The organism is Chitinasiproducens palmae (assembly GCF_900095735.1).
GTDB classification, from domain to species: Bacteria; Pseudomonadota; Gammaproteobacteria; order Burkholderiales; family Burkholderiaceae; genus Chitinasiproducens; species Chitinasiproducens palmae.
This window is the reverse complement of sequence record NZ_FNLO01000003.1, coordinates 258884-285301: the sequence shown is the minus strand read 5'-3', so window position 1 is coordinate 285301 and position 26418 is coordinate 258884. Positions and strand designations below refer to the sequence as shown.

At 67.1% G+C, this 26418-nt stretch carries 26 protein-coding genes; 17 read left to right on the top strand and 9 right to left on the bottom strand.

Annotation, left to right across the window (positions count from 1 at the left end):
* Positions 1–60: 60 nt before the first annotated feature.
* Complete coding sequence (locus BLU54_RS06995; RefSeq protein WP_091906399.1) at positions 61–618, bottom strand: type 1 glutamine amidotransferase domain-containing protein; 558 nt, start codon at positions 616–618, stop codon at positions 61–63.
* Between BLU54_RS06995 and BLU54_RS23640 the strand changes: the two genes are divergently transcribed.
* Entirely contained in the window at positions 617–880 is a 264-nt protein-coding gene (locus BLU54_RS23640; protein ID WP_170845056.1) for a hypothetical protein, read from the top strand. The genes BLU54_RS06995 and BLU54_RS23640 overlap by 2 nt on opposite strands.
* Before the next feature lie 330 nt (positions 881–1210).
* Here the strand turns inward: BLU54_RS23640 and BLU54_RS06990 are convergent, their stop codons facing one another.
* The 3 genes from BLU54_RS06990 to speG form a co-directional block, all read right to left on the bottom strand.
* On the bottom strand, positions 1211–2197 hold the full coding sequence (locus BLU54_RS06990) for an amino acid ABC transporter substrate-binding protein (protein WP_091906397.1): 987 nt from the start codon (positions 2195–2197) through the stop codon (positions 1211–1213).
* A gap of 278 nt (positions 2198–2475) precedes the next feature.
* Positions 2476–2979 carry a YbhB/YbcL family Raf kinase inhibitor-like protein gene (locus BLU54_RS06985; protein ID WP_091906395.1) on the bottom strand — a complete coding sequence of 168 codons (504 nt, stop codon included), beginning with the start codon at positions 2977–2979 and terminating at the stop codon, positions 2476–2478.
* 112 nt (positions 2980–3091) lie between these two features.
* Positions 3092–3616 carry a spermidine N1-acetyltransferase gene (gene speG / locus BLU54_RS06980; RefSeq protein ID WP_091906393.1) on the bottom strand — a complete coding sequence of 175 codons (525 nt, stop codon included), beginning with the start codon at positions 3614–3616 and terminating at the stop codon, positions 3092–3094.
* A gap of 152 nt (positions 3617–3768) precedes the next feature.
* Here speG and BLU54_RS06975 point away from each other — a divergent pair, with 152 nt between their 5' ends.
* Complete coding sequence (locus BLU54_RS06975; protein ID WP_091906391.1) at positions 3769–4023, top strand: hypothetical protein; 255 nt, start codon at positions 3769–3771, stop codon at positions 4021–4023.
* 338 nt (positions 4024–4361) lie between these two features.
* Positions 4362–4574 carry a hypothetical protein gene (locus BLU54_RS06970; RefSeq protein ID WP_091906389.1) on the top strand — a complete coding sequence of 71 codons (213 nt, stop codon included), beginning with the start codon at positions 4362–4364 and terminating at the stop codon, positions 4572–4574.
* A gap of 35 nt (positions 4575–4609) precedes the next feature.
* On the opposite strand, the gene BLU54_RS06965 is transcribed toward BLU54_RS06970, so the two are convergent.
* The 5 genes from BLU54_RS06965 to BLU54_RS06945 form a co-directional block, all read right to left on the bottom strand.
* Positions 4610–5815 (bottom strand): DUF2863 family protein, encoded by a 1206-nt coding sequence (locus tag BLU54_RS06965; protein ID WP_091906387.1) that lies wholly within the window; start codon positions 5813–5815, stop codon positions 4610–4612.
* A 472-nt stretch (positions 5816–6287) separates the two neighbouring features.
* Positions 6288–8999 (bottom strand): aconitate hydratase AcnA, encoded by a 2712-nt coding sequence (gene acnA, locus BLU54_RS06960; protein WP_091906385.1) that lies wholly within the window; start codon positions 8997–8999, stop codon positions 6288–6290.
* A 216-nt stretch (positions 9000–9215) separates the two neighbouring features.
* Positions 9216–9752, bottom strand: coding sequence for a hypothetical protein (locus BLU54_RS06955; RefSeq protein ID WP_091906383.1), 537 nt, complete (start codon positions 9750–9752; stop codon positions 9216–9218).
* A gap of 208 nt (positions 9753–9960) precedes the next feature.
* The gene (locus BLU54_RS06950; RefSeq protein ID WP_091906691.1) at positions 9961–11001 is read right to left on the bottom strand and encodes an HpcH/HpaI aldolase/citrate lyase family protein; all 1041 of its coding nucleotides are present in this window, start codon (positions 10999–11001) and stop codon (positions 9961–9963) included.
* Between the two features lie 162 nt (positions 11002–11163).
* Positions 11164–12144, bottom strand: coding sequence for a malate dehydrogenase (locus tag BLU54_RS06945; RefSeq protein WP_091906381.1), 981 nt, complete (start codon positions 12142–12144; stop codon positions 11164–11166).
* Between the two features lie 612 nt (positions 12145–12756).
* Here BLU54_RS06945 and BLU54_RS06940 point away from each other — a divergent pair.
* From BLU54_RS06940 to BLU54_RS06875, 14 genes are all read left to right on the top strand, one after another.
* Positions 12757–13545 (top strand): GntR family transcriptional regulator, encoded by a 789-nt coding sequence (locus tag BLU54_RS06940; protein WP_235837843.1) that lies wholly within the window; start codon positions 12757–12759, stop codon positions 13543–13545.
* A 105-nt stretch (positions 13546–13650) separates the two neighbouring features.
* A complete protein-coding gene (gene sdhC, locus BLU54_RS06935) occupies positions 13651–14061 on the top strand; it encodes a succinate dehydrogenase, cytochrome b556 subunit (protein WP_091906378.1) in 411 nt (136 codons plus the stop codon).
* 1 nt (position 14062) lies between these two features.
* Positions 14063–14431, top strand: coding sequence for a succinate dehydrogenase, hydrophobic membrane anchor protein (gene sdhD / locus BLU54_RS06930; RefSeq protein WP_091906376.1), 369 nt, complete (start codon positions 14063–14065; stop codon positions 14429–14431).
* A gap of 4 nt (positions 14432–14435) precedes the next feature.
* Complete coding sequence (gene sdhA / locus BLU54_RS06925) at positions 14436–16211, top strand: succinate dehydrogenase flavoprotein subunit (RefSeq protein ID WP_091906373.1); 1776 nt, start codon at positions 14436–14438, stop codon at positions 16209–16211.
* A gap of 18 nt (positions 16212–16229) precedes the next feature.
* Complete coding sequence (locus tag BLU54_RS06920; RefSeq protein ID WP_091906371.1) at positions 16230–16934, top strand: succinate dehydrogenase iron-sulfur subunit; 705 nt, start codon at positions 16230–16232, stop codon at positions 16932–16934.
* 7 nt (positions 16935–16941) lie between these two features.
* Positions 16942–17214 carry an FAD assembly factor SdhE gene (locus BLU54_RS06915; RefSeq protein ID WP_091906369.1) on the top strand — a complete coding sequence of 91 codons (273 nt, stop codon included), beginning with the start codon at positions 16942–16944 and terminating at the stop codon, positions 17212–17214.
* Positions 17215–17242: 28 nt separating this feature from the next.
* Entirely contained in the window at positions 17243–18568 is a 1326-nt protein-coding gene (gltA, locus tag BLU54_RS06910; RefSeq protein WP_091906367.1) for a citrate synthase, read from the top strand.
* A gap of 232 nt (positions 18569–18800) precedes the next feature.
* Positions 18801–20210, top strand: coding sequence for a 3-isopropylmalate dehydratase large subunit (gene leuC, locus BLU54_RS06905; protein ID WP_091906365.1), 1410 nt, complete (start codon positions 18801–18803; stop codon positions 20208–20210).
* A 19-nt stretch (positions 20211–20229) separates the two neighbouring features.
* Positions 20230–20880, top strand: a complete 651-nt coding sequence (gene leuD / locus BLU54_RS06900) for a 3-isopropylmalate dehydratase small subunit (RefSeq protein ID WP_091906363.1) — start codon at positions 20230–20232, stop codon at positions 20878–20880.
* 78 nt (positions 20881–20958) lie between these two features.
* On the top strand, positions 20959–22032 hold the full coding sequence (gene leuB, locus BLU54_RS06895; protein ID WP_091906361.1) for a 3-isopropylmalate dehydrogenase: 1074 nt from the start codon (positions 20959–20961) through the stop codon (positions 22030–22032).
* A 237-nt stretch (positions 22033–22269) separates the two neighbouring features.
* Positions 22270–23391 (top strand): aspartate-semialdehyde dehydrogenase, encoded by a 1122-nt coding sequence (gene asd, locus BLU54_RS06890; protein WP_091906359.1) that lies wholly within the window; start codon positions 22270–22272, stop codon positions 23389–23391.
* A 2-nt stretch (positions 23392–23393) separates the two neighbouring features.
* The gene (locus tag BLU54_RS06885; protein WP_091906357.1) at positions 23394–24827 is read left to right on the top strand and encodes a type IV pilus assembly protein FimV; all 1434 of its coding nucleotides are present in this window, start codon (positions 23394–23396) and stop codon (positions 24825–24827) included.
* Positions 24828–24829: 2 nt separating this feature from the next.
* Positions 24830–25741, top strand: a complete 912-nt coding sequence (gene truA, locus BLU54_RS06880; RefSeq protein WP_170845054.1) for a tRNA pseudouridine(38-40) synthase TruA — start codon at positions 24830–24832, stop codon at positions 25739–25741.
* A complete protein-coding gene (locus BLU54_RS06875) occupies positions 25738–26394 on the top strand; it encodes a phosphoribosylanthranilate isomerase (RefSeq protein ID WP_091906355.1) in 657 nt (218 codons plus the stop codon). Before truA ends, BLU54_RS06875 begins: the two co-directional genes overlap by 4 nt.
* Positions 26395–26418 lie beyond the last annotated feature (24 nt).

Here is a 26418-nt window from a genome sequence, read left to right as displayed (position 1 = left end):
TCTTGTTCACTTCATCGTGCGACAGCCGCAAGGGGCGCGCGAAAGGTGCGCGCCGTTGCCTCAGGCCGTCTTGCGTGCGCGTCCTTGCAGCGCGGCGATCAGCGTGCGATTGAAGGCCGGCAGGTCGTCCGGCTTCCGGCTGCTGATCAGATTGCCGTCCTGGTGCACTTCTTCGTCAACCCAGGTCGCGCCGGCATTACGCAGGTCGTCCTGCAGCGAAGGCCAACTCGTCAGCGTCTTGCCCGACACGATCCCCGCAGTGATCGGGAGCCATCCGCCATGGCATATGACGGCGATCGGCTTGTTCGCGTCGTTCGCGCTTTTGACGAAGGCTTGCGCGCGCGGCAGCATGCGAATTGCATCACCGTTGATCACGCCGCCCGGCAGCACGACCGCGTCGTAATCGTCGGCCTGCGCCTGCTCGAAACTCTTGTCGACGCGCACGGCGCGGCCCTTGTCGATGTGTTCGTAGCCTTGCACCGTGTCCGTTTTGTCGGACACGATGTCGACCGTGGCGCCCGCTTGTTCCAAAGCTTCCTTGGGCGACTCCAGTTCTGCCTGCTCGAAGCCATCGGTGGCCAGAATGGCGACGCGTACGCCGTTCAGATTATTTGCCATGTTTCTCCCCAGTCCGGTTGCTGCCCGCGACGTACAGCAAAAATTCGGCGAGCATTCGACGGAAGACATTCAGCAAGGGTTATGCCTGCGGGACCCGCTGTCTTCACTTGCGCGGGTTTGCGGCGCGCCGCAGCAGCGGCTGTGCAGCCATACCCGGCAGGCTCGGGCGGGTGCTTTCCGCGATGGTGTCCCGATGGTGTCCGTATGCGCTGGCGAATCTTGCCGGGCTGCGCGCGGCGCCGCGCGCAGCCCGGTTTCGTGAAAACACGGACGTCTACTGCAGTGGCGAACGACGTTGCAGCGGCGCCCAGCGTGGCACAGTTGGTCGTGGCGCGGAGCAGCGGCATTGGCCCGGATACGATGCCACGCCGGCACACGTCAGCAACGAGGCAGGCGGAGGAGCAGACGGTGAGGCGTGAGCGGGGCGCGTACCGGACGCGCACGGGGCCGGTGCAGGGCCGGTAGAGGGTCGGTAGAGGGCACTGCCGGCCGCGCTGCAATGCGGTGCCTGCTCCCACCGCAGCGTCTGACGGGCGGCAAGCACGCGCATGAGCGGCATCACTGGCGGCGCCGCCGCGTGCGCGGCAGGGGCTCAGTCGTTGCGGATCGATCGGTCCGCAGGCCAGCCTGCGCCCTCGGGTGCAATCGCGCGTTCGGTTTGGGGATTCGCTTTCAGATCGAACGAAACGTTGCGGGGAGGGATGGGGGTCTCGAACCAGCGGTGGTACAGCTTGCGCAGTTCGCCGGTACGGCGCAGGCGTTCGATCTCGTCGTCGACGACCTTCCGAAAGCCGGGATCGGATTTCCGGATCATGCACCCGTACGCCTCTTCGGACAGCGGTGCGCCTACGATTTCGAAGTCGTCGCGCTTGCGGCTCGATATCAGGTTCGACATCAAGCCCGCGAGCAGGATGTCGTCCAATGCAAAGGCGTCGGCGCGGTGGGTCCGCAGCATTTCGATCGCCCGCTCATGGTTGTCGGCGAGCAGGACGCCGATATTCAAATGCTTTTGCTGGTTCAGGCGGCGCAGCAGCTCCGCCGACGTCGAGCCGGTGGTCACGATCACGCGCTTGCCGCCCAGGTCGTCGACGCCGTGAATCGCGCTGCCACGCAATACGAGCAGCCGGGCGCCGCCGACATAGAAAGCCGGCGAGAACGAGACGCGCCGCGCACGCTCCGGCGTGATCGTGGTCGCGCTGCATTCGAGCTGGATTGCGCCGTCCTCCACCAGGCGCAGGCGATCCGCGGGGTCGACGCGAATCGGCTTGATCGTCACCCGGCGGCCACCGAGCGCCTTGCTGACCGCCGCGCCGATGCGCTGCGAGAGTTCGAACGCGTAACCAATTGGCTGCCCTTGCGCATCCACGTAGGAAAGCGGGGCATTATCGACCGCATAGGAGACGGTAAGGATTCCGGACCGTCGAACGGTGTCGAGAACCGGCCTGGCCACGGCGCTTGCGCTGCACAGGGCGAGCGCGCATGCGAGTGCGGCGGCAGGGCGGACCTTCGTGCGGACGGCTGTCCGCTTGCTTGTCGATTCGGCAGACCCGCGCGAGCTGGGAAGAGAGGGCTGATCCATGTTTTCTCGTTTCGTTGTCTCGACATGAACTGAGCAAGCGGGGCAGTCGCGTTGACTGCTGACCACGCGAGGCGCGCAGCGCGCGGTGCCCGCCGATCCACCACCCGGCGCAGCCCGGTTCAGCGAACCAGCTTAGGCCGTTATCTGCGCGCCGCCTAGGGTGGGCGTCCCTTAGACAGGTCGGCGGCGGCTGGCGCACGCTGGACCCGGACAGACGGCGGCAGCACCGTTGCGGCCGGCGACGCGACGCTGGCTGGGAGGCGACTCAGGCTATCAGGTCACGGATTCTCGTAGAGCCCCATTACCGTGGCCGAGTCCAGCTCGTTCAGATGCGCCATGAAGCGGGCCACGGCATTGGTGCTGTTGGCATCGAGCGGCAGCGAGTCGACCTTCAGTGCATGCAGGCGGAAGATGTAGCGGTGCGGCTTGTCGCCCTTCGGCGGTGCCCAGCCGCCGAAACCGACGGTGCCATAGTCGTTGCGCAGTTGCAGCGCGCCGGCCGGCAGCAGGCTGCCGTCGGCTCGGCCCGCTTCGCGCGGCAGCGAGCGTACGTTGGCCGGAATGTTGACCACGACCCAATGCCAGAAGCCGCTGCCGGTCGGCGCGTCCGGATCGAACACGGTCAGTGCGAAGCTGCGCGTGTCGGCCGGCGGGGCATCCCAGAACAGCTCGGGCGAAATGTTCTTGCCGTCGCCGCCGAACGCCGCGTCGTCGAAAGCATGGTCTTTCGAGAAATACCCTTCGGCCGCGAAATCGTTGGACCAGATGCGGAAGTCAGCCATTCTGTCTCTCCTAGTGACACATTCGTTGTTGTCCTGCGGAACCGAGCCCCCGCGCGGCGGCGGGCGGCACATGTCGTTCAGTGTAGCAAGGCCGTCCAGGAGAGTGGCGCCGTCAGCAAGGATGGATGATCGCCATCCGCCATGCGGTGCGGTAGCGGCCGTCGGCGAAGAATTCGTCGCGCAGGCAGCCTTCCTTCTCAAAGCCGGCTTTCTCGTAGATGTGGATCGCGGCGGCGTTCTCGACGTCCACGACGAGAAACAGCTTGTGCAGATTCAGGACATTGAACGCATAGTGGATGGCCAGTCGTGTCGCAGCGGACGCGTAGCCCTTACCTTGCGATGCCGGGGAGATCACGATGGCGAATTCCGCGCGCCGATGGATGTGGTCGATTTCAGTGAGTTCGACCAGACCGACGCGCTCGCCGTTGGGGTTCTCGTTGACCTCGACGACGAAGCGTCGCTCGCGCTGGTCATGGACGTGTTCGTCGTACAGGCGCGAGAGTTCGCTAAGTGTCTCGAACGGTTCCTCGAACCAGTAACGCATGATCATCGCGTCATTGTCGAGTTGGTGCACGAAGTGCAAGTCGGTTTGCTCAAGCGGACGGAGCCGGACGATTTCGTTGTGAGGGGTGGGCATGGTGCTGAACGTAAGGGAAGTGGATCGGTTCTTGCCACTGACGCGGGACGGGACGCAATGAAAGAGCGCGCGAGGCGCCTTCGGCGCTGTGGCGCGCCGCAGCCACGTCGCCGGGCACCCGGCGATTTTGTAGCCTTTACCGGAGAGAGACAATGAAAGACCCGACGTATCGGAAGGGACCTTACACGGCGCGCGTGTTGGTGGAAGCCCTCGACGACGGTACCTTCCAGGGGCTCGTCGCGATCGAGCAGGACGGGGCGGCGCCGGCCGATGCGCAACGGACGCACCAAGTCGAGAGCCGCTCGTCGTCGCAGGCCGAGGCGTTCGACGAAGCCCATGCGCTAGCGCATCGACTGCTGGCCGATCTGGGCGAAGGCACGGCTGCCGACCAGGGCGTGGCCGGCTGAGCCGCGGTGCGCGGTGGCGTCGGCAGGGTCGTCGGTACGTCGGTAGCGTCGGCAGTGTCGTGGTACGTCGGTAGCGTCGTCGGCGGTGTCGACTGACGCCGACGCGGCGTCGCGCCGATCGCAAGGGATGCCAACCACGCCAGCCCTGCGTTCAGACGCGGGCTGACGGCGTGCCGCCGGGCAGGGCGGCGCTTGCGCGCAAAACGCAAGGTCGGGGCCGACTGCGCCATGCTCAGCAGGTTCCGCGCGTTACGTCTAAGATGGAAGGAAGTCGTCCGTGAACACGGACCGCGGACCTGCAGCATCCGGGTCCGGCCTTGCCTTCCACGGGAAATCCGATGCCCAGACTCCGCTTCACCCAGGGCGACATCGTGGCCGACGCAATCGTCAATCCGCTCGACGACGGCTGCTTCCGCGCTGTCGTGTCCATTTCCGACGCGAGCGGACGCTCGCAACTCTTCCGGGCCGAGCCGACCCTGTGCGACGAAGACGATGCGCTCGCGCAGGCCAGCGCGTTGGCGCAGCACCTGCTCAAGCGGATGCAGAACTGAGCGGGCGTTCGCCCGCTTCAGCCCGCCTTACCCGATCAATGGAAGTGCGAAGGCGTCGATACCGCGTCATCCGGCATTTCGGGATGCACGATTTCCGCGTTGGGGTCGAGGTACAGCGGCGTGCCACAGTCGTCGCAGAATTCCGGCTCGTGGCGGCCGGCGTGCCGTCGAATGTCGTTCACGCCCATGTCACGTAGCAGCACGCCAATCTCGTCCAGCGGGGAGCGCGCCTCGCCGCCGTCCTCTTCGGCCACTTCGCCGCTTTCGCGCCCATAGAGCGGCCAGACCACGCCGTACAGCACGTCGTTCGAGCCACGGCGCGTGAACGCGATACGGTATTCGTCGATCCGCTGTTCACCGAAGCCGCCGATCACGGCCCGCAACGTGGATGCGTCGACGCCCAGCGTCTCGGTCAGATGGGTTACCGCCGTACGGACCGTGTGCGGACGGATGCGCTCGTCGGCCTCGCGGCAAGCCGCATGGAACGCATCGGGCAGCAGGCATTCGATCTCGCAGCCGGGAAACAACGTGATCAGCGCGTTGCCGCCCTGTGCAACCCAGTTGTCCAGCGTGCGCCGGCGCGCGGTGCGCACGTCGCCGTCGCCTTCCTGCCAGCGGAACAGCGGCTTGCCGACCGGCGCCGCAACGGCGGCGATCAGGAAGCGTGGATCGGCCAGGATCGGCGCCGTCGCCTCGCCGCGGTCGCCGGCCAGCTTCGGTTGTCTGCCTTGCAGCGCGGCCTGCGCCAGCTTCTGCGCGAGCTGAAACGTCTCCACATGGTGGCGCGGCAGCTGATCGATGCTGTACAGGAAGGGCGCCAGCGCCAGGCGTGCGTCGCTCGCGACGACATGCGCATGTAGCTGGGTCAGCAGGGACTGGCGTCGCTCGTCGCCGATCGGCCCGGACGGAATCTCGTAGCGAGTCCACGCGAGGATCGGCACGGCGACCAGCAACGTGTCCCACTCGCCTTCCTCGCCACGGGACGCGCGGAAGGACTCGCTGCGCGTTTCGGTCATGTCGGCGAGCGTGCCATAGACGAGCGGGTGGTTGCGCTGCAATTCGTCGAGGGCGGCATCGAGCATGGTTTGCCGTCCACCGTTGAGCGCGGCGTCGATCATCGCGTCGATCCGCTCTTCCCAGAAGCGATCTTCGACGCGGCTCCCGGACGCGTAGAGGGCAAGGCAGAGCCCGATCAAGCGGTCGACTTCCGGAGTATTGCGTTTGGCGTTGCGCGGGCGCATGAATGCTTTGTGGTTGAGACGTAACCCGTCATTTTAGCCGATCGCGACGGGGAGTCACGCAAGCACGCATGCGGGGCGGGGTCGACGGGCCGCACCGCGCGCGCCGGGTGCGCGATATCGGTTGCAGGCAGGGCTGCGAGTTGGGTTGCAAGTCGTGTTGCAAGTCGTGTTGCAAGGGACGGGCGCCAGGCGGCACTGCAATGCTCGGACCAATGGGCCGGCGGACGGCGGCGCTGTCCCGGCCATCCGGCCGAGTGTTCGAGCGCCCTTGCCGGTGCGCCGCGCGCGGGACGTTGGCGGGCAGTGGTTGGCGCGAGGCGCGGGGCGCGGGGTGTCGAGGCAAGGTCGTCGGCGCAGACCAGCGCCGGCGCATCGGCACGCCGAAACGAAAAACCCGGCCGCAGCCGGGTTGGAGCAGGCCGGCACAGGCGGCCGGCCGGGCGCCGAGGCGCCTGTCACCGAGCGTCGACGCTCAGGCGAGCAGCGAACGCAGGACGTACGGCAGGATGCCGCCGTGCTTGTAGTAGTCGACTTCGATCGGGGTATCGATGCGCAGCAGCACCGGCACCCGCTGCACGTCGCCGCTGGCGCGATGAATCACCAGCGTGACTTCCTGCTGCGGGCGCACGTCGCCGTCAATGCCTTCGATGTCGAACGTCTCGTCACCGTTGATGCCCAGCGACTGCACGCTGTCCGCTTCCTTGAACTGCAGCGGCAGCACGCCCATGCCGACCAGGTTCGAACGGTGGATCCGCTCGAAGCTGCGTGCGATCACGGCCTTCACGCCCAGCAGCGACGTACCTTTGGCCGCCCAGTCACGCGAGCTGCCCGTGCCGTACTCTTCGCCACCGAAGACCACCGTCGGCGTGCCTGCGGCAATGTAGCGCATCGCCGCATCGTAGATCGACATCTCGTCGCCGCTTGGCTGGTGGATCGTCAGCCCCCCTTCCACGCGCGTACCGTCGGCCTTCGGCGGAATCATCAGGTTCTTGATGCGCACGTTGGCGAACGTGCCGCGCATCATCACTTCGTGATTACCGCGGCGCGAGCCGTAGCTGTTGAAGTCAGCCTTCTGCACGCCGTGTTCCTTCAGGTACACGCCGGCGGGGGAGGTTTCCTTGATCGAACCGGCCGGGCTGATGTGGTCGGTCGTCACCGAGTCGCCGAAGATGCCCAGCGGCCGCGCGGCGCGTACCGGCGCCAGCGCGGCGGCCGGCGTCATCTGGAAGCCGTCGAAGAACGGCGGTTCGGCGATGTAGGTCGAGGTCGGCCAATCGTAGACCTGGCCCTCGGCGCCTTCGATCTTGCTCCACAGATCGCCTTCGCGAGTCAGTTTCGAATAGTTCGTGCGGAACGTCTCCGCGTTCAGCGCGAACTTGAGCAGGTCGTGCACTTCCTGGCTTGACGGCCAGATGTCGCCGAGGAAGACGTCGCGGCCGTCGCTGCCGCGGCCGACCGGCTCGGTCATCAGATCGCGCGTGATGTTGCCGGCGATCGCGTAGGCGACCACCAGCGGCGGCGAGGCGAGGAAGTTCGCGCGGATGTTCGGGTGGATGCGCGCCTCGAAGTTACGGTTGCCCGACAGCACGGCCGACGCGACGACGTCGTTGCTGACGATCGCCTCGTTGAGTTCCGGCGTCAGGTCGCCGGCATTGCCGATACAGGTCGTGCAGCCATAGGCGGCCACCGCGAAGCCCAGCTTTTCCAGATACGGCAGCAGGCCCGTCGCGGTCAGGTAGTCGGTGACGATGCGCGAACCGGGCGCCAGCGACGTCTTGATATGGGGCGCCACGTTCAGGCCGCGCTCGACCGCCTTCTTGGCGAGCAGGCCGGCCGCGAGCAGCACGCTCGGGTTCGAGGTGTTGGTGCACGAGGTGATCGCCGCGATCAGCACGTCGCCGTTGCGCAGCGCCACGCCGTCGGTGGTGCGATACGTTTCGTCGAGCTGGGCAGCCTTCTTGGCGAAGCCGTTTTCCGCGACGGGCTTCGAGAACAGGTCCTTGAACGTCTGCTTGACGTTGCCGATCTCGATCCGATCCTGCGGCCGCTTCGGGCCCGCCAGCGACGGCGCGACGGTCGACAGGTCGAGCGTCAGCGTCTTGGTGTAGTCGATCTGGCCGGCGAGCGGCACGCCGAACATTTCCTGCGCCTTGAAGTAGCGTTCGAACGCATCGATCTCTTCCTGCGTGCGGCCGGTGCCGTGGAAGTAGTCGATCGTCTTTTCGTCGACCGGGAAGAAGCCCATCGTCGCGCCGTATTCGGGCGCCATGTTGCCGATCGTCGCGCGATCCGGCACGGCCAGCGAGGCGGTGCCTTCGCCGAAGAATTCGACGAACTTGCCGACGACCTTCTCGCGGCGCAGCATCTCGGTGATGGTCAGTACCAGATCGGTGGCGGTCACGCCTTCGCGCAGCGCTCCCTGGAGCTCGACGCCGACCACGTCCGGCGTCAGGAAGTAGACCGGCTGGCCCAGCATGCCGGCTTCCGCCTCGATGCCGCCGACACCCCAGCCGACCACGCCGATGCCGTTGATCATCGTCGTGTGGCTGTCGGTGCCGACCAGGCTGTCCGGATAGTAGACGGTGCCGTCCTCGCCCGCCTTCTTGTGCACGCCGCGCGCCAGGTATTCGAGATTGACCTGGTGCACGATGCCGATGCCCGGCGGCACGACCTTGAACGTGTCGAACGCCTGCATGCCCCACTTCATGAACTGGTAGCGCTCCTTGTTGCGGGAAAACTCCAGCTTCATGTTCAGGTCGAGCGCGTCTTCACGACGGAAATAGTCGATCTGCACCGAGTGATCGACGACCAGATCGACCGGGACCAGCGGTTCGATCGCCTTCGGGTTGCGTCCCATGCGGTTGGCGACGCCACGCATCGCGGCGATGTCGGCCAGCAGCGGCACGCCGGTAAAGTCCTGCAGCACCACGCGCGCCACCACGAACGGGATCTCATCGACACGCTTGGCGGTCGGGGCCCAATTCGCCAGTTGCCGGATGTGTTCCTCGGAAACCTTCTTGTCGTCGTAGTTGCGCAGCACCGACTCGAGCACGATACGGATCGAGACCGGCAACCGCGACACGTCGACGCCAAGCGAGCGGCCAAGCTGCGGCAGGGAATAGTACTTTCCGGTGCCAGCGCCGCTGTCGAATTCTTTGAGCGTATCGTGAAGATTGTGGGCCATGGTGTGTCCTTGGTTTTTAGAGCGCGTGGAAACTGGCCGCGCCGGCCGCCCAGGGCGGTCGGCTGGACCGTGTTGCGGGCGCGAAGCCGCGATCACGGTCCGGTCCGGCTGGACGAGGCGCACCATACGCGCGCAATGCCGCGTCTCGTCGAAACAGGGGCGCGCTCGCGCCGCCGACCAGACGGCCGGGCGGCAACGAGCGCGTGCGATACCGCATCACTCGCGCGGCGCGGCCGGCGCGCTTTGCACCGGGTCGCGCAGCAGCGCGTTCGATTGCGTCGGCGCCGGCGCGTTTTCCTGCGCCATCGCCTGCGTCTTGCATTCGTCCGCGAGGCGGGTGCGGTCGCCGCGGTCGTTGAACAGCATCGCCTTGAACGGGATCACCACCAGGTCCATGCCGGTGGCCGCGTCGTAGAAGCGGTCGGCGCCGGTGGTGGTCGCCACGCGCGGCAGCTTGTAGTTGTGACCGTCGAAATTGACCGTCAGGATCTGGTCGCGCTTCATGTCGCCGGCGATGTACAGCGCTCGCGCCTCGTTGCACGACCATTTTTCGGCGTTGGCCGGGATCGCGGCGGCGGCGGCGACCGGCGCGGCGGCAGCCGCCTTGCGGCCACGGCTGCTGGCGCGTGCCTTCTTGGTGCTCTTGGTGCTCTTGCTCGCGGCCGTCTTGCTGGCGGTCGCGGCGACAGCGGGTGCCGCGGCGCCTGCCAGATAGGCGGCGGCGATGGCGGCGAACAGCAGATTCTTTTTCATCCGAGGAAACCTCTCCGAGTGGACTGGATGCGGGCCCGCGTCCGCAGGGCGGCCGAATCGGCCGCCGCGGCAACGGCGCGGGGCATCATTGTGGCGCATCCTCGCCCGCGTATCTCGAAAACTCTCGGCGAGGCGGTAAAAAGCGCACGCCCGGACGGTCGGCCGGCTGCCGGCTCGCCGGGGCCGCGCGTCCGGTAAGGCCGCGCCGTCACGTCGCGTCTCCGGCACGTGCCGCATGAGCCGCATGAGCCGCATGAGCCGCATGAGCCGGCGCCCGCGCGAACAACGCCTCGGCATGCGCCGGCACCGTCATGCCGCTTTGGCGGGCCCGCCGCAGCACGGTCCAGTAGTAACGGAAGCTGGCCCGGTCGTGCAGCCGGTCGCCGTGGCGGATCGGCGCGAAGTCCGCCTTCAGCGCGGCCGTCATGATGTCGGCCGCCACGTCGATCTCGGCCTCGCTCGGCGCAAACGCCGCGACGATCGCCTCGATCTGCGCGGGGTGGATGCTCCACATCCGGGTGAAACCGAGTGTCGCGCGCGCCCGCCGCGCATCGGCCGCCACGACGGAGAGGTCACGCACTTCCGTGCAGACGTTGTGCGACGGCACCTTGCCATGCGCGTGACAGGCCGCGGCAATTGCCACCTTGGCGCGCACCACCAGCGGATGTTCGAACTGCAACGGCGAGGCCATTGCCTCGGCGGGAATCGCGCCGTGGTGGGCGGATACGAAATCCATCAAGCCGAAGCTGAGCGATTCGACCGCGGGCAGCGCCGCGATCGCGTCGACCTCGCGCAGCGCGCCGTGCGTCTCGATCAGCGCATGCAGCGGCGGCGTCGGCAGACCGGCCGCGCCGCTGATCTCATGAAGCGCCAGCGCCGCCTGGCGGACCTCGTCGGCGCCGCGCGGCTTGGGCAGCATCACGTAGGCCGGCGCGCGGCCCGCGGCGAGGATCAGGCGCAGGTCGTCGCGCCAGTGCGGATGGCCGACGTCATGAATGCGGACTCCGACGCGGCCGCTGCGGGACTCGGCCAGCAAGGCGCCCACCAGGCGGGCGTGGCCGGCCTCGTCGCCCACGGCCGCGCCGTCCTCGCAGTCAAGCGTCAGGTCGAAAACCGGTCCCAGCGCGTCCTGCAGCGCCAGCGACTTGCGCATCAGCTTCTCAGTGCCCGCGTAGTGATCGCAGGCCGGCAGGGCGGGCGGCGGCGTCGCGTCGTCGAACAGGACGTCGGCTGGCAACCGGGAACGCATCGCTTGCATCGGGACCGGGGAGTAGGGGAGGCCGCGCTTCGGCGTTCTCCCGGGAACTTGTCGAGGGGCGTCGCCGGCACCGGTCACGCGGCCGGCATCACCGTCCGCGCCCGGTGCTCGACGGGCGACAGCGCAAGGACCGGCAAACCGGCCCTGCGGCGCTTACAGCAGGTGGGAAACGCCGTTGCGCTCTTCCTGCAGTTCGGCGAGCGTCGCGTCCATCTTCTCGCGCGAGAACGCGTCGATCTCGAGCCCTTCGACGAGCTTGTATTCGCCGTTTTCAGTGGTCACCGGGAAGCCGTAGATGAAGTCTTCCGGGATGCCGTATTCGCCGTTCGACGGCACGCCCATCGTGACCCACTTGCCGTTGCTGCCCAGCAGCCAGTCGCGCACGTGGTCGATCGCGGCGTTGGCGGCCGAGGCGGCCGACGACAGGCCGCGCGCTTCGATGATCGCGGCGCCGCGCTTGCCGACGGTCGGGATGAACGTGTCACGGTTCCACGCATCGTCGTTGATCAGCGTCTTCAGGCTGTCGCCGCCGATGGTGGCGAAGCGGAAGTCCGGATACATCGTCGGCGAGTGGTTGCCCCACACCACCAGCTTCTCGATGTCCGCGACCGGCTTGCCGGCCTTCGACGCCAGTTGCGACAGCGCGCGGTTGTGGTCGAGGCGCAGCATCGCGGTGAAGTTCTTGCGCGGCAGGTCCGGCGCCGACTTCATCGCGATGTAGGCGTTGGTGTTGGCCGGGTTGCCGACCACCAGCACCTTCACGTCACGGCTTGCCACTTCGTTGAGCGCCTTGCCCTGGACGGTGAAGATCTCGGCGTTGGCGCTGAGCAGGTCCTTGCGTTCCATGCCCTTGCTGCGCGGCCGCGCGCCGACCAGCAGCGCGACGTCCGCGTCCTTGAACGCGACCTTCGGGTCGTCGGTCACCACCACGCCCTGCAGCAGCGGGAACGCGCAGTCCTCGAGCTCCATCACGACGCCCTTCACGGCCGCCTGGGCCTGCGGCAGGTCGAGCAGTTGCAGGATGATCGGCTGGTCCGCGCCCAGCATGTCGCCGTTGGCGATGCGGAACAGCAGGGAATAACCGATCTGACCGGCGGCGCCGGTAACGGCGACACGCTTGGCGGCTTTGGCCATCTGAACTCTCCTACGAAGACGTGAATGAACGCTGCGTGAGCAAACGCTGACGGGTTGAATCGGGTCGCGGCAAGGGCCGGCTCTCGATCTTACGAGCCGCATGTTACCGGCATGAATGCCGGCAAACCCTTGCCCGGGTGCGCGGCCGGCTCGTGCCATGCGCACGGCCCGCGGCGCGGCCTCGCGTGCACTGCCATCTGAGGCACTGCCGCGCGCCGCGGCGTATCGTTGCAAGGCAAGCGCGGCCCGTCCCGGTTACCGCGCAAAGTGTAGGATTCGCAGGGGGCAAAGTCAAACTTTATATGTCTTATATAAGACATAAGATGCCAGTCAAAAGTGTTGGCAGAGCCGCCGCCTTTGTGATGAAATACGCGCCATGAAAATGCCTGGACCCGACCGCAGTCGTCCTGCTTGCCGCGCCCCTGTCGCGGCGGGGCCTGCGCCCGCGCCGGCCGGCGTGCGGGCTGCGATGCCCGCGATCGAGCGGGGCGTGCGCGGCGCGCTTGGCGCGGCGCAGCACTTGGCCGCGTGCCCGAGGTCGCATTGAAATCGACGATCGGCGAAGGGCCGCAGCCGGCCAACGCGCCTGGCGACGAGCGCGGCGAGTCCGCGGTGACGGCGGGGCCGTCGCCGACCTTCAGTCCGCTGTACCGGCAGATCAAGGCACTGATCACGCAGAGCCTCGAGTCCGGCGAGTGGCGGCCGGGTGAAACGATCCCCAGCGAAGTGGAACTGGCCGGACGGTATCGCGTCAGCCAGGGCACGGTGCGCAAGGCGATCGACGAACTGGCCGCAGACAACCTGCTGGTGCGACGCCAGGGCAAGGGGACCTTCGTCGCGACGCACCACGAGGACCGGATGCAGTTCCGTTTCCTGCGCCTGCTGCCGGACGAGGGCGGGATTCCGTCGCACACCAGCCGCCTGCTTGATTGCCGCCGCCTGCGGGCGCCGGCCGATGTCGCTCGGCAGCTGGACCTGAAGGCGGGCGAACCGGTGGTGCAGGTCCGCCGCGTGCTCCAGTTCGACGGGCGCCAGGCCGACGCCCGCACCGCCGAAAGCCGTGCCGCCGAAACGCGCGGCGAAGGCCGAACGCTGGTGTTCGACGAGATCTGGTTGCCGGGTGCGCTGTTCAAGGGACTGACCAGCGAGCGGTTGATCGACTACAAGGGGCCGCTGTACGCGATGTTCGAAACGGAATTCGGCACCCGCATGATCCGGGCGAGCGAGCGCGTCAAGGCGGTGGCCGCCGACGCCGACGTCGCGGCGCTGCTGGGCGTGCCGCCCGGCGCGCCGCTGCTGCGGGTCGAGCGGCTCTCCTATACCTACGGCGACCGTCCGGTCGAGGTACGCCGGGGGTGGTACGTGACCACCGATTTTCATTACCAGAACGATTTGAGCTGAGCGCGGGGTCGCCAGCCAACGCGCTCCAGGTCGGCGCACAGCACTGTCAGTCGACCATTAAAAAGCGCTAAAATTGCGAATTCAAGTGACGTTTAGGGGTCTAGCATGGCTGAGGCAGTGAAGAAACCGAGACCTGAGTTCAGGAACATCGGTATAGCGCAGTTGGGGGGCTACCGCCTGCCGCCTGCGGGGAAAGTGTCGATTCTCCATCGGGTCAGCGGCGCTTTGCTCGTGCTGCTGCTGCCTTTCACGCTCTATCTGTTCGAACAGAGCCTGACCTCGGAGCTGAGCTTCGCCGCGCTCAAGGGCTTCTTCGCCCATCCGTTCGTCAAGCTGGTGATTCTGGTACTGGCCTGGGCATACACTTTCCATGCCTGCGCCGGCATCCGCTTCCTGCTGCTCGACACCCATCGCATGGTCAACAAGGAAGGCGGCAGACAGACCGCCCTGACCGTGCTCGTGGTCTCGACGCTGATCACGCTGGTGATCGCGCTCAAACTGTTCGGGGTGTTCTGAGATGGCCGCCAAAAACAATATCGGAATGCATCGCCGCGTCGTCGGCGCACACTACGGCTGGCGCGAGTGGGTCGTGCAACGCGTCACCGCCGTGGTCATGGTGGTGTTCACGCTGGTGCTGCTCGGCTGGTTCTTCGCCGCGCAGAACTTCTCCTATGTCGGCTGGGCGTCGATCTTCGCCCACCAGTGGATGAAGCTGCTGACCTTCGTCACGCTCCTCTCGTTGTTCTACCACGCCTGGGTCGGCGTGCGCGACATCTGGATGGACTACGTCAAGGTTGCCGGTCTTCGCCTTGCGCTGCACGTCGCGACCATCCTCTGGCTGGTTGCCGCCGCGGGCTACGCCGCACAGATTCTCTGGAGAGTTTAATAGCATGGCCGTCATCAAGCATTCCCTGCCGCGTCGCAAGTTCGACGTGGTCATCGTCGGCGGCGGCGGCTCGGGGCTGCGCGCGTCGCTGCAGCTGGCCCGCGCCGGACTCTCCGTCTGCGTGCTCTCCAAGGTGTTCCCGACGCGCTCGCACACCGTCGCCGCACAGGGCGGCATCGGCGCCTCGCTCGGCAACATGAGCGAAGACAACTGGCACTACCACTTCTACGACACGATCAAGGGTTCCGACTGGCTCGGCGACCAGGACGCGATCGAATTCATGTGTCGCGAAGCGCCGAACGCCGTCTACGAGCTCGAGCACTTCGGCATGCCGTTCGACCGCAACGCTGACGGCACGATCTACCAGCGCCCGTTCGGCGGCCATACCGCGAACTACGGCGAAAAGCCGGTGCAGCGCGCCTGCGCGGCGGCCGACCGGACCGGCCACGCATTGCTGCACACGCTGTATCAGCAGAACGTGCAGGCCAAGACGCACTTCTTCGTCGAGTGGATGGCGCTGGACCTGATCCGCGACGCCGAAGGCGACGTGCTGGGCGTGACCGCGCTCGAGATGGAGACGGGCGACGTCTACATCCTCGAGGGCAAATGCACGCTGTTCGCGACCGGCGGTGCCGGCCGGATCTACGCGGCGTCGACCAATGCCTTCATCAACACCGGCGACGGGTTGGGCATGGCGGCGCGCGCAGGCATTCCGTTGCAGGACATGGAATTCTGGCAGTTCCACCCGACCGGCGTGGCCGGCGCGGGCGTGCTGATCACAGAGGGCGTGCGAGGCGAGGGCGGCATCCTGCGCAACGCCGACGGCGAACGTTTCATGGAGCGCTACGCGCCGACGCTGAAGGATCTGGCGCCGCGGGACTTCGTGTCGCGTTCGATGGACCAGGAAATCAAGGAAGGGCGCGGCTGCGGTCCGAACAAGGACTACGTGCTGCTCGACCTGTCGCACATCGGCGCGGACACGATCATGAAGCGGCTGCCGTCGATCCGCGAAATCGCGCTGAAGTTCGCGAACGTCGACTGCATCAAGGAACCGATTCCGGTCGTGCCGACCATCCACTACCAGATGGGTGGCATTCCGACCAATATGCACGGCCAGGTGGTCGGCAAGAACGGCGATCCGAGCGCGCCGGTGCACGGTTTCTACGCGGTCGGCGAATGCTCGTGCGTGTCGGTGCACGGCGCGAACCGCCTGGGCACGAATTCGCTGCTCGATCTGGTGGTGTTCGGCCGCGCGGCCGGCAATCACATCGTCAAGCACATCGAGTCGCTGGGCGGTCACAAGGACCTGCCGGCCGATGCCGCCGACTTCACGCTGTCGCGTCTGGCGCGCCTGGAAGCGACCACCTCGGGCGAATATTGCCAGGACGTGGCCAACGACATCCGCGCGACGATGCAGAAGCATGCCGGCGTGTTCCGTACCTCGGAACTGATGGCCGAAGGCGTCTCGAAGATCAAGGAAGTCGTGCAGCGTGCCGACAACATCCATCTGAAGGACAAGTCGAAGGTGTTCAACACGGCCCGGGTCGAGGCGCTGGAAGTGGCCAACCTGGTCGAGGTCGCCAAGGCGACGATGATTGCTGCGGAGGCCCGCAAGGAATCGCGCGGCGCGCACGCTCATCGCGACTACGAGGAACGCGACGACGTCAACTGGCTGCGCCACAGCCTGTTCTACAGCGAGGGCAACCGCCTCGACTACAAATCGGTGAACCTGAAGCCGCTGAGTGTCGAATCGGTGCCACCGAAGGCGCGTACCTTCTGACGTCTACTGGAAAAGATCATGAGCAAACGTATTTTCGAGGTTTACCGCTACGATCCGGACAAGGACGCGGCGCCGTACATGAAGCGCTACGAACTGGACATCGGTCCGGGCGAGCGCATGCTGCTCGACGCGCTGGTCAAGCTCAAGGCGCTCGACGAGTCGATCGGTTTCCGTCGCTCGTGCCGCGAAGGCGTGTGCGGTTCGGACGCGATGAACATCAACGGCCGCAACGGCCTGGCATGTCTGACCAACCTGAACGACCTGCCCGAGAAGATCGTGCTGCGCCCGCTGCCGGGCCTGCCGGTGGTGCGCGACCTGATCGTCGACATGACGCACTTCTTCAACCAGTATCATTCGATCAAGCCGTACCTGATCAACGATACGCCGCCGCCCGAAAAGGAACGGCTGCAGTCGCCGGAGGAGCGCGACGAGCTCGACGGACTGTACGAGTGCATCCTGTGCTCGTGCTGCTCGACCGCGTGCCCGAGCTTCTGGTGGAACCCGGACAAGTTCGTCGGCCCGGCCGGTCTGCTGCAGGCGTACCGCTTCATCGCGGACAGCCGCGACGAAGCGACCAGCGAACGGCTCGACAACCTGGAAGACCCGTATCGGCTGTTCCGTTGCCATACGATCATGAACTGCGTCGACGTTTGCCCGAAGGGGCTGAACCCGACCAAGGCGATCGGCAAGATCCGCGAAATGATCGTGCGTCGGGCCATCTGAGCGCGTCGTGAGCGAAGCGACCCACCAGTCCGACCCGGCCCGACGCGCCCGCCTGCGATGGCGGGCGCGTCGTGGCCTGCTCGAAAACGACCTGCTGCTGCAGCGGTTCTTCGAGCGTCACGAAGCGACGCTGACCGACGAGGACGTCGGCGCCTTGACCGCGCTGCTCGACCTGTCCGACAACGACCTGATGGACCTGTTCCTTGCGCGCACCGAGCCGCAAGGCGCGCTGGACACGCCGGCTGTCGCGCGGGTGCTGTCGATGTTGCGTTCCGTTTAACGATTCATACTTCGAGAAGAGGGAGCTTATGACTTCAACCGTTGAAAAGGGCAAGCCCGCTGACAAGGGCAAGGCCACGCTGTCGTTCAGCGATGGCTCGCCGAGCGTCGACCTGCCGATCTACGGGGGAACCATCGGCCCCGAGGTGATCGACATCCGCAAGCTGTACGGCCAGACCGGACGCTTCACCTACGACCCGGGCTTCATGTCGACGGCGGCGTGCAATTCCGAGATCACCTACATCGACGGCGACAAGGGCGAGCTGCTGTATCGCGGCTATCCGATCGACGACCTCGCGCAAAACGCCGACTTCCTCGAGACTGCCTACCTGCTGCTGAAGGGCGAGCTGCCGAACGCGTCGCAGAAGACCGAATTCGTCGAGACCATCACCCGCCATACGATGGTCCACGAGCAGATGAATTTCTTCTTCCGTGGCTTCCGGCGCGACGCGCACCCGATGGCCGTGCTGACCGGTTCGGTCGGCGCGCTGTCGGCGTTCTATCACGACTCGCTGAACATCAACGACCCGCGTCACCGCGAAGTCTCGGCGATCCGCCTGATCGCCAAGCTGCCGACGCTGGTCGCGATGGCGTACAAGTACACGATCGGCCAGCCGTTCGTGTACCCGCGCAACGACCTGTCGTACTCGGCGAACTTCCTGCGCATGATGTTCGCGAACCCGTGCGAGGAGTACGCGGTCAACGACGTACTGGTGCGCGCGCTCGATCGCATCCTGATCCTGCACGCCGATCACGAACAGAACGCGTCGACCTCGACGGTGCGTCTGGCCGGCTCTTCCGGCGCCAACCCGTTCGCCTGTATCGCCGCGGGCATCGCCTGTCTGTGGGGTCCGGCGCACGGCGGCGCGAACGAAGCCGCGCTGAACATGCTGGAAGAAATCGGTACGCCGGATCGCATTCCCGAATTCATCAAGCAGGTGAAGGACAAGAATTCGGGCGTCAAGCTGATGGGCTTCGGCCACCGCGTGTACAAGAACTACGACCCGCGCGCCAAGTTGATGCGCGAGACGTGCCACGAGGTGCTGAACGAGCTGGGCCTGCACGATGACCCGCTGTTCAAGCTGGCGATGGAACTCGAAAAGATCGCGCTCGAAGACGAATACTTCGTTTCGCGCAAGCTGTACCCGAACGTCGATTTCTATTCGGGTATCGTGCAGCGTGCGCTCGGCATCCCGACGTCGATGTTCACCTGCATCTTCGCGATGGCCCGTACGGTCGGCTGGATCGCGCAATGGAACGAGATGATTGCCGATCCCGAGCAGAAGATCGGTCGTCCGCGTCAGCTATTCATCGGCGAAACCCGCCGTGAAGTGAAACCGATCGACCAGCGTTGATCGACAGGTAGACCGAGCGTCGGTTGCCTGGGGGCGGCCGACGGACTCGGGTTCCAACCTGACCGGCGGTCAGCCCAGCGGCTGACCGCTTTTTTTTGCCCGTCGAAAGCCACGACGGCAGACATCTCCAAACGGTGGGCATGCGGCGGGCCCGCCGGGCGGAACGCCGTTCCCGACGTGGCATAATCGCCGCTCCCCCCGCGGTATGGCTTGTCTCTTACATATATCCAAAATGGCCCAGACCCTGTACGACAAATTATGGGAATCGCACGTGATCCGCTCGGAAGACGACGGCACGGCGACCCTGTACATCGATCGTCATCTGCTGCACGAGGTGACCAGTCCGCAGGCGTTCGAGGGCCTACGGATGAACGACCGACCGGTGTGGCGGCTGAGCGCGAACCTGGCGGTCAGCGACCACAACGTGCCGACCACCGGGCGCGAGCACGGCATCACCGATCCGGTGTCCAAGCTGCAGATCGACACGCTCGACAGCAACTGCGACACGTATGGTGTCACGCAGTTCAAGATGGACGACCTGCGGCAGGGCATCGTGCACATCATCGGGCCTGAGCAGGGCGCGACGCTGCCCGGCATGACGATCGTCTGCGGCGACTCGCATACGTCGACGCACGGTGCGTTCGGCGCGCTCGCCTTCGGCATCGGCACCTCCGAGGTGGAGCACGCGCTGGCCACGCAGACCTTGCTGCAGAAGAAGAGCAAGAACATGCGCGTGGTGGTGAATGGCCGCTTGGCGCGTGGCGTCAGCGCGAAGGATCTGGTGTTGGCGATCATCGGCAAGATCGGCACTGCCGGCGGCACCGGCTATGCGATCGAATTCGCCGGCGAGGCCATCACCGCGCTGACGATGGAAGGCCGGATGACCGTGTGCAACATGGCGATCGAAGCGGGAGCGCGGGCCGGCATGATCGGCGTCGACGACACGACGATCGCCTATCTGAAGGATCGCCCGTTCTCGCCGAGCGGCGCCCAGTGGGAGGCGGCCGTCGCCTATTGGCGCACGCTGCGCTCGGATCCGGGCGCGCATTTCGACCGCGTGGTGGAGCTCGACGCCGCGACCGTGGTGCCGCAGGTCAGCTGGGGCACCTCGCCGGAGATGGTGCTGCCGATCGACTCGCGCGTGCCGGATCCCGAGCGCGAGAGCGATCCGGTGCGCCGTGACGCGATCGAGCGCGCGTTGAAGTACATGGCGCTGGAGCCGGGCACCCCGATCGAGGCGATCCGGCCCGACAAGATCTTCATCGGTTCCTGCACCAACGGCCGGATCGAGGATCTGCGCGCCGCCGCCCACGTCGTCAAGCGTCTCGGGCGCCGTGTCGCACCGAACGTGCGTCTGGCGATGGTCGTGCCGGGTTCCGGCATCGTCAAGCAGCAGGCGGAGGCCGAAGGTCTGGACCGGATCTTCGTCGACGCAGGTTTCGAATGGCGCGATCCGGGCTGTTCGATGTGCCTGGCGATGAACGCCGACCGGCTGGAGCCGGGCGAGCGGTGCGCGTCGACGTCGAACCGTAACTTCGAAGGCCGGCAGGGCGCGGGTGGCCGTACCCACCTGGTGAGTCCGGCGATGGCGGCCGCGGCCGCCATCGAAGGTCATTTCGTCGACATCCGGCAGATGAGCTGAACCAACGAGGAGCAGGACAATGGACAAATTCACTGTCGAAAACGGCCTGGTGGTGCCGCTGGATCGCGCCAACGTCGATACCGACGCGATCATTCCGAAGCAGTTCCTGAAATCGATCCGCCGGACCGGCTTCGGTCCGAACCTGTTCGACGAATGGCGCTACCTCGATGTCGGGCAGCCGGATGCTGACAACAGCGGGCGACCGCTGAACAAGGACTTCGTGCTGAACCAGCCGCGCTATCAGGGCGGCACGATCCTGCTGGCGCGCGAGAACTTCGGCTGCGGCAGTTCGCGCGAGCACGCCCCGTGGGCACTCACCCAGTACGGCTTCCGCGCGGTGATCGCGCCGAGCTTTGCCGACATTTTCTTCAACAACAGCTTCAAGAACGGCTTGTTGCCGGTCGTGCTCGATGCGCGCACCGTCGGCCGGCTGTTCGACGAGACCCACGCGACGGTCGGCTATCGCCTGGTGATCGACCTCGAAGCGCAACTGGTCCGCACGCCGGGCGGCGATGCGTTCCCGTTCGAGATCACGGCGTTCCGCAAGTTCTGCCTGCTCAACGGCTTCGACGATATCGGCCTGACGCTGCGGCATTCGGACGAAATCCGCGCATTCGAGGCCGAGCGTCTGGCGCGCCAGCCGTGGCTTGCGCATCGGCTGCCCGGCTGAGGCGCCGGCGTCGGGCGGGAGCGCGTACATCAGGGGCGGCGCGGCGCGGCCGTTCAAACGAGAATGGGAGAGACGGACATGAAGATTGCAGTGCTCGCCGGTGATGGCATCGGCCCGGAGATCGTCGCCGAAGCGGTCAAGGTATTGAACGCACTCGGTGAACGCTTCGAGCTGAGCGAGGCGAAGGTGGGCGGGGCCGCCTACGATGCGCACGGCCACCCGCTGCCGCCGGAGACGCTGTCGCTGGCGCGCGAGTCCGACGCGATCCTGTTCGGCGCGGTTGGCGACTGGAAGTACGACGCCCTGGAGCGGCGCCTGCGCCCGGAGCAGGCGATTCTCGGCCTGCGCCGCGAGCTGGGTCTGTTCGCCAACTTCCGGCCGGCCATCCTGTACCCGCAACTGGCCGATGCCTCGACGCTGAAACCCGAGGTGGTCTCGGGTCTCGACATCCTGATCGTGCGCGAGCTGAACGGCGACGTGTACTTCGGCCAGCCGCGCGGCCTGCGCGAAGTCGAGGACGGTCCGTTCAAGGGCGCGCGCGAAGGTTTCGACACGATGCGCTACAGCGAGCCGGAAGTGCGTCGCATCGGACGCGTGGCGTTCGAGGCGGCGCGCCAGCGCCAGCGCCGGGTAACCAGCGTCGACAAGTCGAACGTGCTGGAAACCTCGCAGCTGTGGCGCGAGGTGATGATCGAGGTGTCCAAGGATTATCCGGACGTCGAGCTCTCGCATATGTACGTCGACAATGCCGCGATGCAGCTGGTGCGCGCGCCGAAGTCGTTCGACGTGGTCGTCACCGGCAACCTTTTCGGCGACATCCTGTCGGATCAGGCATCGATGCTGACCGGTTCGATCGGCATGCTGCCGTCGGCGTCGCTGAATGACCGCAAGCAGGGCCTCTACGAGCCGTCGCACGGTTCGGCCCCCGACATCGCCGGCAAGGGCTTGGCCAATCCGCTGGCGACGATCCTGTCCGCCGCGATGATGTTGCGTTACAGTTTCGGGCGGAACGACCTCGCCGGTCGCATCGAGGCCGCCGTCGAGCGTGTGTTGGCCGATGGGCTGCGCACCGCGGACATCGCCGAGGCGGGCAAGGCGAGCGTCGGCACGCGCGAGATGGGCGATGCAGTGGTCGCGGCGTTGCGTGGATGAGACAGTGCCCGGGAGTAGCGGTGCCGGGCGCCCGGCACTCGCCGGGCAGGCCGGCTGTCGGGCCGCCAAGCGACGCTCGCGTCGGTTGACGGCCGCGCACGCGGCCGACGCCGGCTGTGAGGCAGAATGGCAGGACCGCCGGGCGACGGAGCGATGTTCCGCCGCCCGGCAACACGTGGGGGGGCGCAGCACGGCCTCGCGCCGCATTCTTTTGACAGTACATACAACGGTGGCACGATGAAGACGGTAGGGCTGGTCGGCTGGCGCGGGATGGTGGGTTCCGTCCTGATGCAACGGATGCAGGAAGAGGGGGATTTCGCGCTCATCGAGCCGATCTTCTTTAGCACCAGCAACGCGGGCGGCGCTGCGCCGTCGTTCGCGAAAAACGAGACCAAGCTGTACGACGCCACCGACATCGACGCGCTGAAGCGCTGCGACGCGATCATCACCTGCCAGGGCGGCGATTACACCAGCGACGTGTATCCGAAGCTGCGCGCGGCGGGCTGGAACGGCTACTGGATCGACGCGGCGTCGACGCGGCGGATGGAACAGGACGCGGTCATCATCCTGGATCCGGTCAACCGCGCGGTGATCGACCGCGCGCTCGGCGCCGGCGTGAAGGACTTCATCGGCGGCAACTGCACGGTCAGCCTGATGCTGATGGCCCTCGGCGGCCTGTTCGAGCACGGCCTGGTCGAGTGGATGACCGCGATGACCTATCAGGCGGCGTCGGGCGCCGGCGCGCAGAACATGCGCGAGCTGCTGGCGCAGATGGGCACGCTGCACGGTTCGGTCGCCGCCGAACTGGCCGATCCCGCGTCGGCCATCCTGGCCATCGACCGGCAGGTGACCGAGACGATGCGCGCCGAGGCCATGCCGGTCGCGCATTTCGGCACGCCGCTCGCCGGCGCGTTGATTCCGTGGATCGACAAGGATCTCGGCAACGGCATGTCGAAGGAAGAATGGAAGGGCGGGGTCGAGACCAACAAGATCCTAGGCCAGATCGCCGGCGAGCCGGGTTCGATCCCGGTCGACGGGCTGTGCGTGCGCATCGGTGCGATGCGCTGCCATTCGCAGGCCTTGACGATCAAGCTGCGGCGCGACGTGCCGCTTGACGAGATCGAAGGCATCCTGGCGGCCGCCAACGATTGGGTCGAAGTGGTGCCGAACCGGCGCGAGGACACCATCGCCCGTCTGACGCCGACGCACGTCACCGGCACGCTTGGCGTGCCGGTCGGTCGCCTGCGCAAGCTGGCGATGGGTGGCGACTACCTGTCGGCGTTCACCGTCGGCGACCAGCTGCTGTGGGGTGCGGCCGAGCCGCTGCGCCGCATGCTGCGCATTCTCCTCGAGCGTTGAGCATGCGCGCGTACGTGCGTCGCTGGCCGGTCGGTGTCGCGCTGGCGCTGAGCACGGCCCAGGTGCTGGCGCAGCCTGCCTCGGCGGTCTCCGGCGCACCGGTGGGCGCCGGGGTCGCGGCTGCGCATGGCGCGACTCAGTACGCGGTGAAGCGCGGCGATTCGCTGGAGCGGATCGCCCGCGCCCTCAGTCCCGACGAAACGAGCGCGACGGCACTGGCCGATACGCTCTACCGCAACAACCGCGGCGCCTTCATCGGAGGCGACCGCAATCGGCTGCGGCGTGACGCGACCTTGGTGCTGCCGGCCCCGGCCGCCGCCACGCCGCCGGCGGCGGCGAGCGCGGCGGAGGACGAGTTGTCGTTCGCCGAGTCGATCGCCCAGACCACCGGTCAAATGACCGCGCAGTTGAGCCCCGAGGCGGGCCTGGCGGCACCCGTGCCCGACAATCTGGGCGCGTCGGTGCCGTCGTCCAGCGTCGAGACGACCAGCGGCGCCGGCGTTGCCAGTGCCACCGGCGTCGCCAGCGGCGCGCCGGCAAGCACCCCTGCGACCGTGCCGCCAAGGCGTAGCCGTTTCTCGGCAGTGTGGCTGTCGGTCCTGCTCGCGTGCATCCTGCTCACCCTGTTCGTCTGGCGCCGCAAGGACGCGGCACCGCGGCGCCGCGCCGAGGCCGGCAGTGCAGCCGGCAGTGCAGCCGGCAGTGCGACCGGCAATGGCGGCACGGTGACATCGGGCAAGGCGAGCCCGCCGCCGGCCAATCCGACCGGGCGCGATGCGGCCGAGCGTGAGATCGGTCTGCTCAACGAAGTGCGCCAGGAAGGGGCGCGCGATCGCGAGGAAGAGGCACTGCTCGCGCAGCTGATCCGTTCTCCGCGCGACGTGGGCGCACTATTCGGTCTGGTGCAGATCTACGCGCGCCGCGGCGATCGGGCAGCCGTGCGCCGCCATGCCAACACGTTGTTCGAGGAAACCGACGGCGAGGGCCAGCTCTGGCGCCGTGCGGCGGAACTGGGCCGGACGCTGGACCCGGACGATCCCCTGTATGGCGACGACGCCTACGCGACGCTCGCCGACCATGCCCGACGCGACCGTGCGCGCCGAGGGGACGGTCCGCCGCCGATCGCGGTGCCGGCCGATGCGCTCGATCTGGGCGGTGCGTCGGACGACGTCGCGCGGCCGGGCGCGGCGGCCGATTTTGCCGATGCGGCCGTGGCGGCGCCGGCCGCGTCCGCCAGCCCGCCTGCGCAGCCCGCCTCGGCCCAGCCCGCCTCGGCTCAGCCCGCTTCGGCCCAGCCCGCTTCGGCCGGGCGCCAGCCTGCCGATCCATTCGCCGGCATCGACCTCGATCTCGGCGTGCCCGCTCCGGCCTCGGTGCAACAGCCGGCCGCGCGTCCGGCGCCACCACGGCCGCGCCAGAAGCGGCGCAAGCGTTGATCATGTCGGACGCAGATCGCGACGCCGCGCCAACCGGGCTGCGGCGGATCGCGCTGGGTGTCCAGTATGACGGTGCGGCCTTCCGGGGATGGCAGGCGCAGCCCGGTGGCGGTACCGTGCAGGATGCGTTGGAGGCGGCCCTGGCGCGCTTTGCGGCGATGCCGATCCGCACCGTGGTGGCGGGCCGCACCGATACCGGGGTGCATGCGCTGGGGCAGGTCGTACACTTCGAGACGCCACTGTCGCGTGCCGACTTCTCCTGGGTAAGAGGCCTCAACACCTATCTGCCCCGTGCGATCGCGGTGCAGTGGGCGGCCGAGGTACCGGCCGATTTCCACGCCCGCTTCTCGGCGTGCGCCCGCACCTACGACTATGTGCTGCAGGTCAGCCCGGTCCGGCCCGCCCTGCTGGCGGGCCGCGTCGGCTGGGTGCATACGCCGCTGTCGGTGGCGGCGATGCGCGAGGCCGCCGTCCATCTGCTCGGCACGCAGGACTTCTCGTCGTTCCGCTCGTCAGAATGCCAGGCCAAGTCGCCGGTCAAGACGATGTATCGGATCGACATCGTCGCGCATGGCGAATTCGTGCGCTTCCGTTTCTGCGCAAGCGCCTTCCTGCATCACATGGTGCGCAACCTCGTCGGCTGTCTGGTGGCGGTTGGCCGCGGCCGCGCCGAGCCGGCGTGGCTGGCTCAGGTCGTCGCGGCGCGCGACCGCGGCGTGGCCGCGCCGACTTTCATGCCGGACGGCCTCTACCTGTCCGAAGTCGGCTATCCGTCGAGGTTCACGCTGCCGCGTCCGACGCTGGCTGCCTTGCCCGGGCAGGCCGCGCCAGGCGCGTCCGAAGCGTTGGACCGCTGCGACCGGTCGGACGAGGGCGGCGCGGCAACGGCCGAGTATCCGGAGGCTGCGCGATGAGCCGCACCCGCATCAAGATCTGTGGCTTGCGCCAGCCGGCCGACGTCGACGCCGCGGTCGCCGCCGGTGCCGATGCGATCGGGCTGGTGTTCTATCCGTCGAGTCCGCGCCATGTTGGCCTCGCGCAGGCCGCGGCGCTGGTCGAACGCCTGCCGCCGTTCGTCACCGCCGTCGGCCTGTTCGTCAACGCCGACGCCGCGCAGCTCCGCGAGGTCACCGAACGCGTGCCGCTCGGCCTGCTGCAGTTCCACGGCGACGAGACGCCGGCGCAGTGCGCGGCGCTCGCCGACACGGTGCGCTTGCCGTGGCTGCGCGCGTTGCGCGTCGTCGCGGGGACGCGGCCGGACGATTTGCTAGAATGGGCGCACGCCTACGCGGCGGCGCGCGGCATCCTGCTGGATGCGCCTGCCGCGGGATACGGCGGTGGCGGACACTCCTTCGATTGGTCATGTATTCCAGACGCGCTCGGGCCTCGGGTCGTTTTGGCTGGTGGATTAAACGCGCGAAACGTCGCTGACGCGTTGGCCCGCGTTCGTCCGTACGCCGTGGATGTGTCGAGCGGCGTCGAGCGGGCGGGCCAGAAAGGCGTCAAGGATCCGGACGCGATCGCGCAGTTCGCGCGCGCGGTCCGGCAGGCAGATTCGATGCGCTAGGGCGGCCAGCGGCCCGGCGCATCC

What these genes read in the sequence shown, in the direction of transcription:
- BLU54_RS23640 (WP_170845056.1), top strand. Translation starts at nt 617, where the DNA reads ATGTTTCTCCCCAGTCCGGTTGCTGCCCGCGACGTACAGCAAAAATTC.
- BLU54_RS06995 (WP_091906399.1), bottom strand. Translation starts at nt 618, where the DNA reads ATGGCAAATAATCTGAACGGCGTACGCGTCGCCATTCTGGCCACCGAT.
- BLU54_RS06990 (WP_091906397.1), bottom strand. Translation starts at nt 2,197, where the DNA reads ATGGATCAGCCCTCTCTTCCCAGCTCGCGCGGGTCTGCCGAATCGACA.
- BLU54_RS06985 (WP_091906395.1), bottom strand. Translation starts at nt 2,979, where the DNA reads ATGGCTGACTTCCGCATCTGGTCCAACGATTTCGCGGCCGAAGGGTAT.
- speG (WP_091906393.1), bottom strand. Translation starts at nt 3,616, where the DNA reads ATGCCCACCCCTCACAACGAAATCGTCCGGCTCCGTCCGCTTGAGCAA.
- BLU54_RS06975 (WP_091906391.1), top strand. Translation starts at nt 3,769, where the DNA reads ATGAAAGACCCGACGTATCGGAAGGGACCTTACACGGCGCGCGTGTTG.
- BLU54_RS06970 (WP_091906389.1), top strand. Translation starts at nt 4,362, where the DNA reads ATGCCCAGACTCCGCTTCACCCAGGGCGACATCGTGGCCGACGCAATC.
- BLU54_RS06965 (WP_091906387.1), bottom strand. Translation starts at nt 5,815, where the DNA reads ATGCGCCCGCGCAACGCCAAACGCAATACTCCGGAAGTCGACCGCTTG.
- acnA (WP_091906385.1), bottom strand. Translation starts at nt 8,999, where the DNA reads ATGGCCCACAATCTTCACGATACGCTCAAAGAATTCGACAGCGGCGCT.
- BLU54_RS06955 (WP_091906383.1), bottom strand. Translation starts at nt 9,752, where the DNA reads ATGAAAAAGAATCTGCTGTTCGCCGCCATCGCCGCCGCCTATCTGGCA.
- BLU54_RS06950 (WP_091906691.1), bottom strand. Translation starts at nt 11,001, where the DNA reads ATGCGTTCCCGGTTGCCAGCCGACGTCCTGTTCGACGACGCGACGCCG.
- BLU54_RS06945 (WP_091906381.1), bottom strand. Translation starts at nt 12,144, where the DNA reads ATGGCCAAAGCCGCCAAGCGTGTCGCCGTTACCGGCGCCGCCGGTCAG.
- sdhC (WP_091906378.1), top strand. Translation starts at nt 13,651, where the DNA reads ATGGCTGAGGCAGTGAAGAAACCGAGACCTGAGTTCAGGAACATCGGT.
- sdhD (WP_091906376.1), top strand. Translation starts at nt 14,063, where the DNA reads ATGGCCGCCAAAAACAATATCGGAATGCATCGCCGCGTCGTCGGCGCA.
- sdhA (WP_091906373.1), top strand. Translation starts at nt 14,436, where the DNA reads ATGGCCGTCATCAAGCATTCCCTGCCGCGTCGCAAGTTCGACGTGGTC.
- BLU54_RS06920 (WP_091906371.1), top strand. Translation starts at nt 16,230, where the DNA reads ATGAGCAAACGTATTTTCGAGGTTTACCGCTACGATCCGGACAAGGAC.
- gltA (WP_091906367.1), top strand. Translation starts at nt 17,243, where the DNA reads ATGACTTCAACCGTTGAAAAGGGCAAGCCCGCTGACAAGGGCAAGGCC.
- leuC (WP_091906365.1), top strand. Translation starts at nt 18,801, where the DNA reads ATGGCCCAGACCCTGTACGACAAATTATGGGAATCGCACGTGATCCGC.
- leuD (WP_091906363.1), top strand. Translation starts at nt 20,230, where the DNA reads ATGGACAAATTCACTGTCGAAAACGGCCTGGTGGTGCCGCTGGATCGC.
- leuB (WP_091906361.1), top strand. Translation starts at nt 20,959, where the DNA reads ATGAAGATTGCAGTGCTCGCCGGTGATGGCATCGGCCCGGAGATCGTC.
- asd (WP_091906359.1), top strand. Translation starts at nt 22,270, where the DNA reads ATGAAGACGGTAGGGCTGGTCGGCTGGCGCGGGATGGTGGGTTCCGTC.
- BLU54_RS06885 (WP_091906357.1), top strand. Translation starts at nt 23,394, where the DNA reads ATGCGCGCGTACGTGCGTCGCTGGCCGGTCGGTGTCGCGCTGGCGCTG.
- truA (WP_170845054.1), top strand. Translation starts at nt 24,830, where the DNA reads ATGTCGGACGCAGATCGCGACGCCGCGCCAACCGGGCTGCGGCGGATC.
- BLU54_RS06875 (WP_091906355.1), top strand. Translation starts at nt 25,738, where the DNA reads ATGAGCCGCACCCGCATCAAGATCTGTGGCTTGCGCCAGCCGGCCGAC.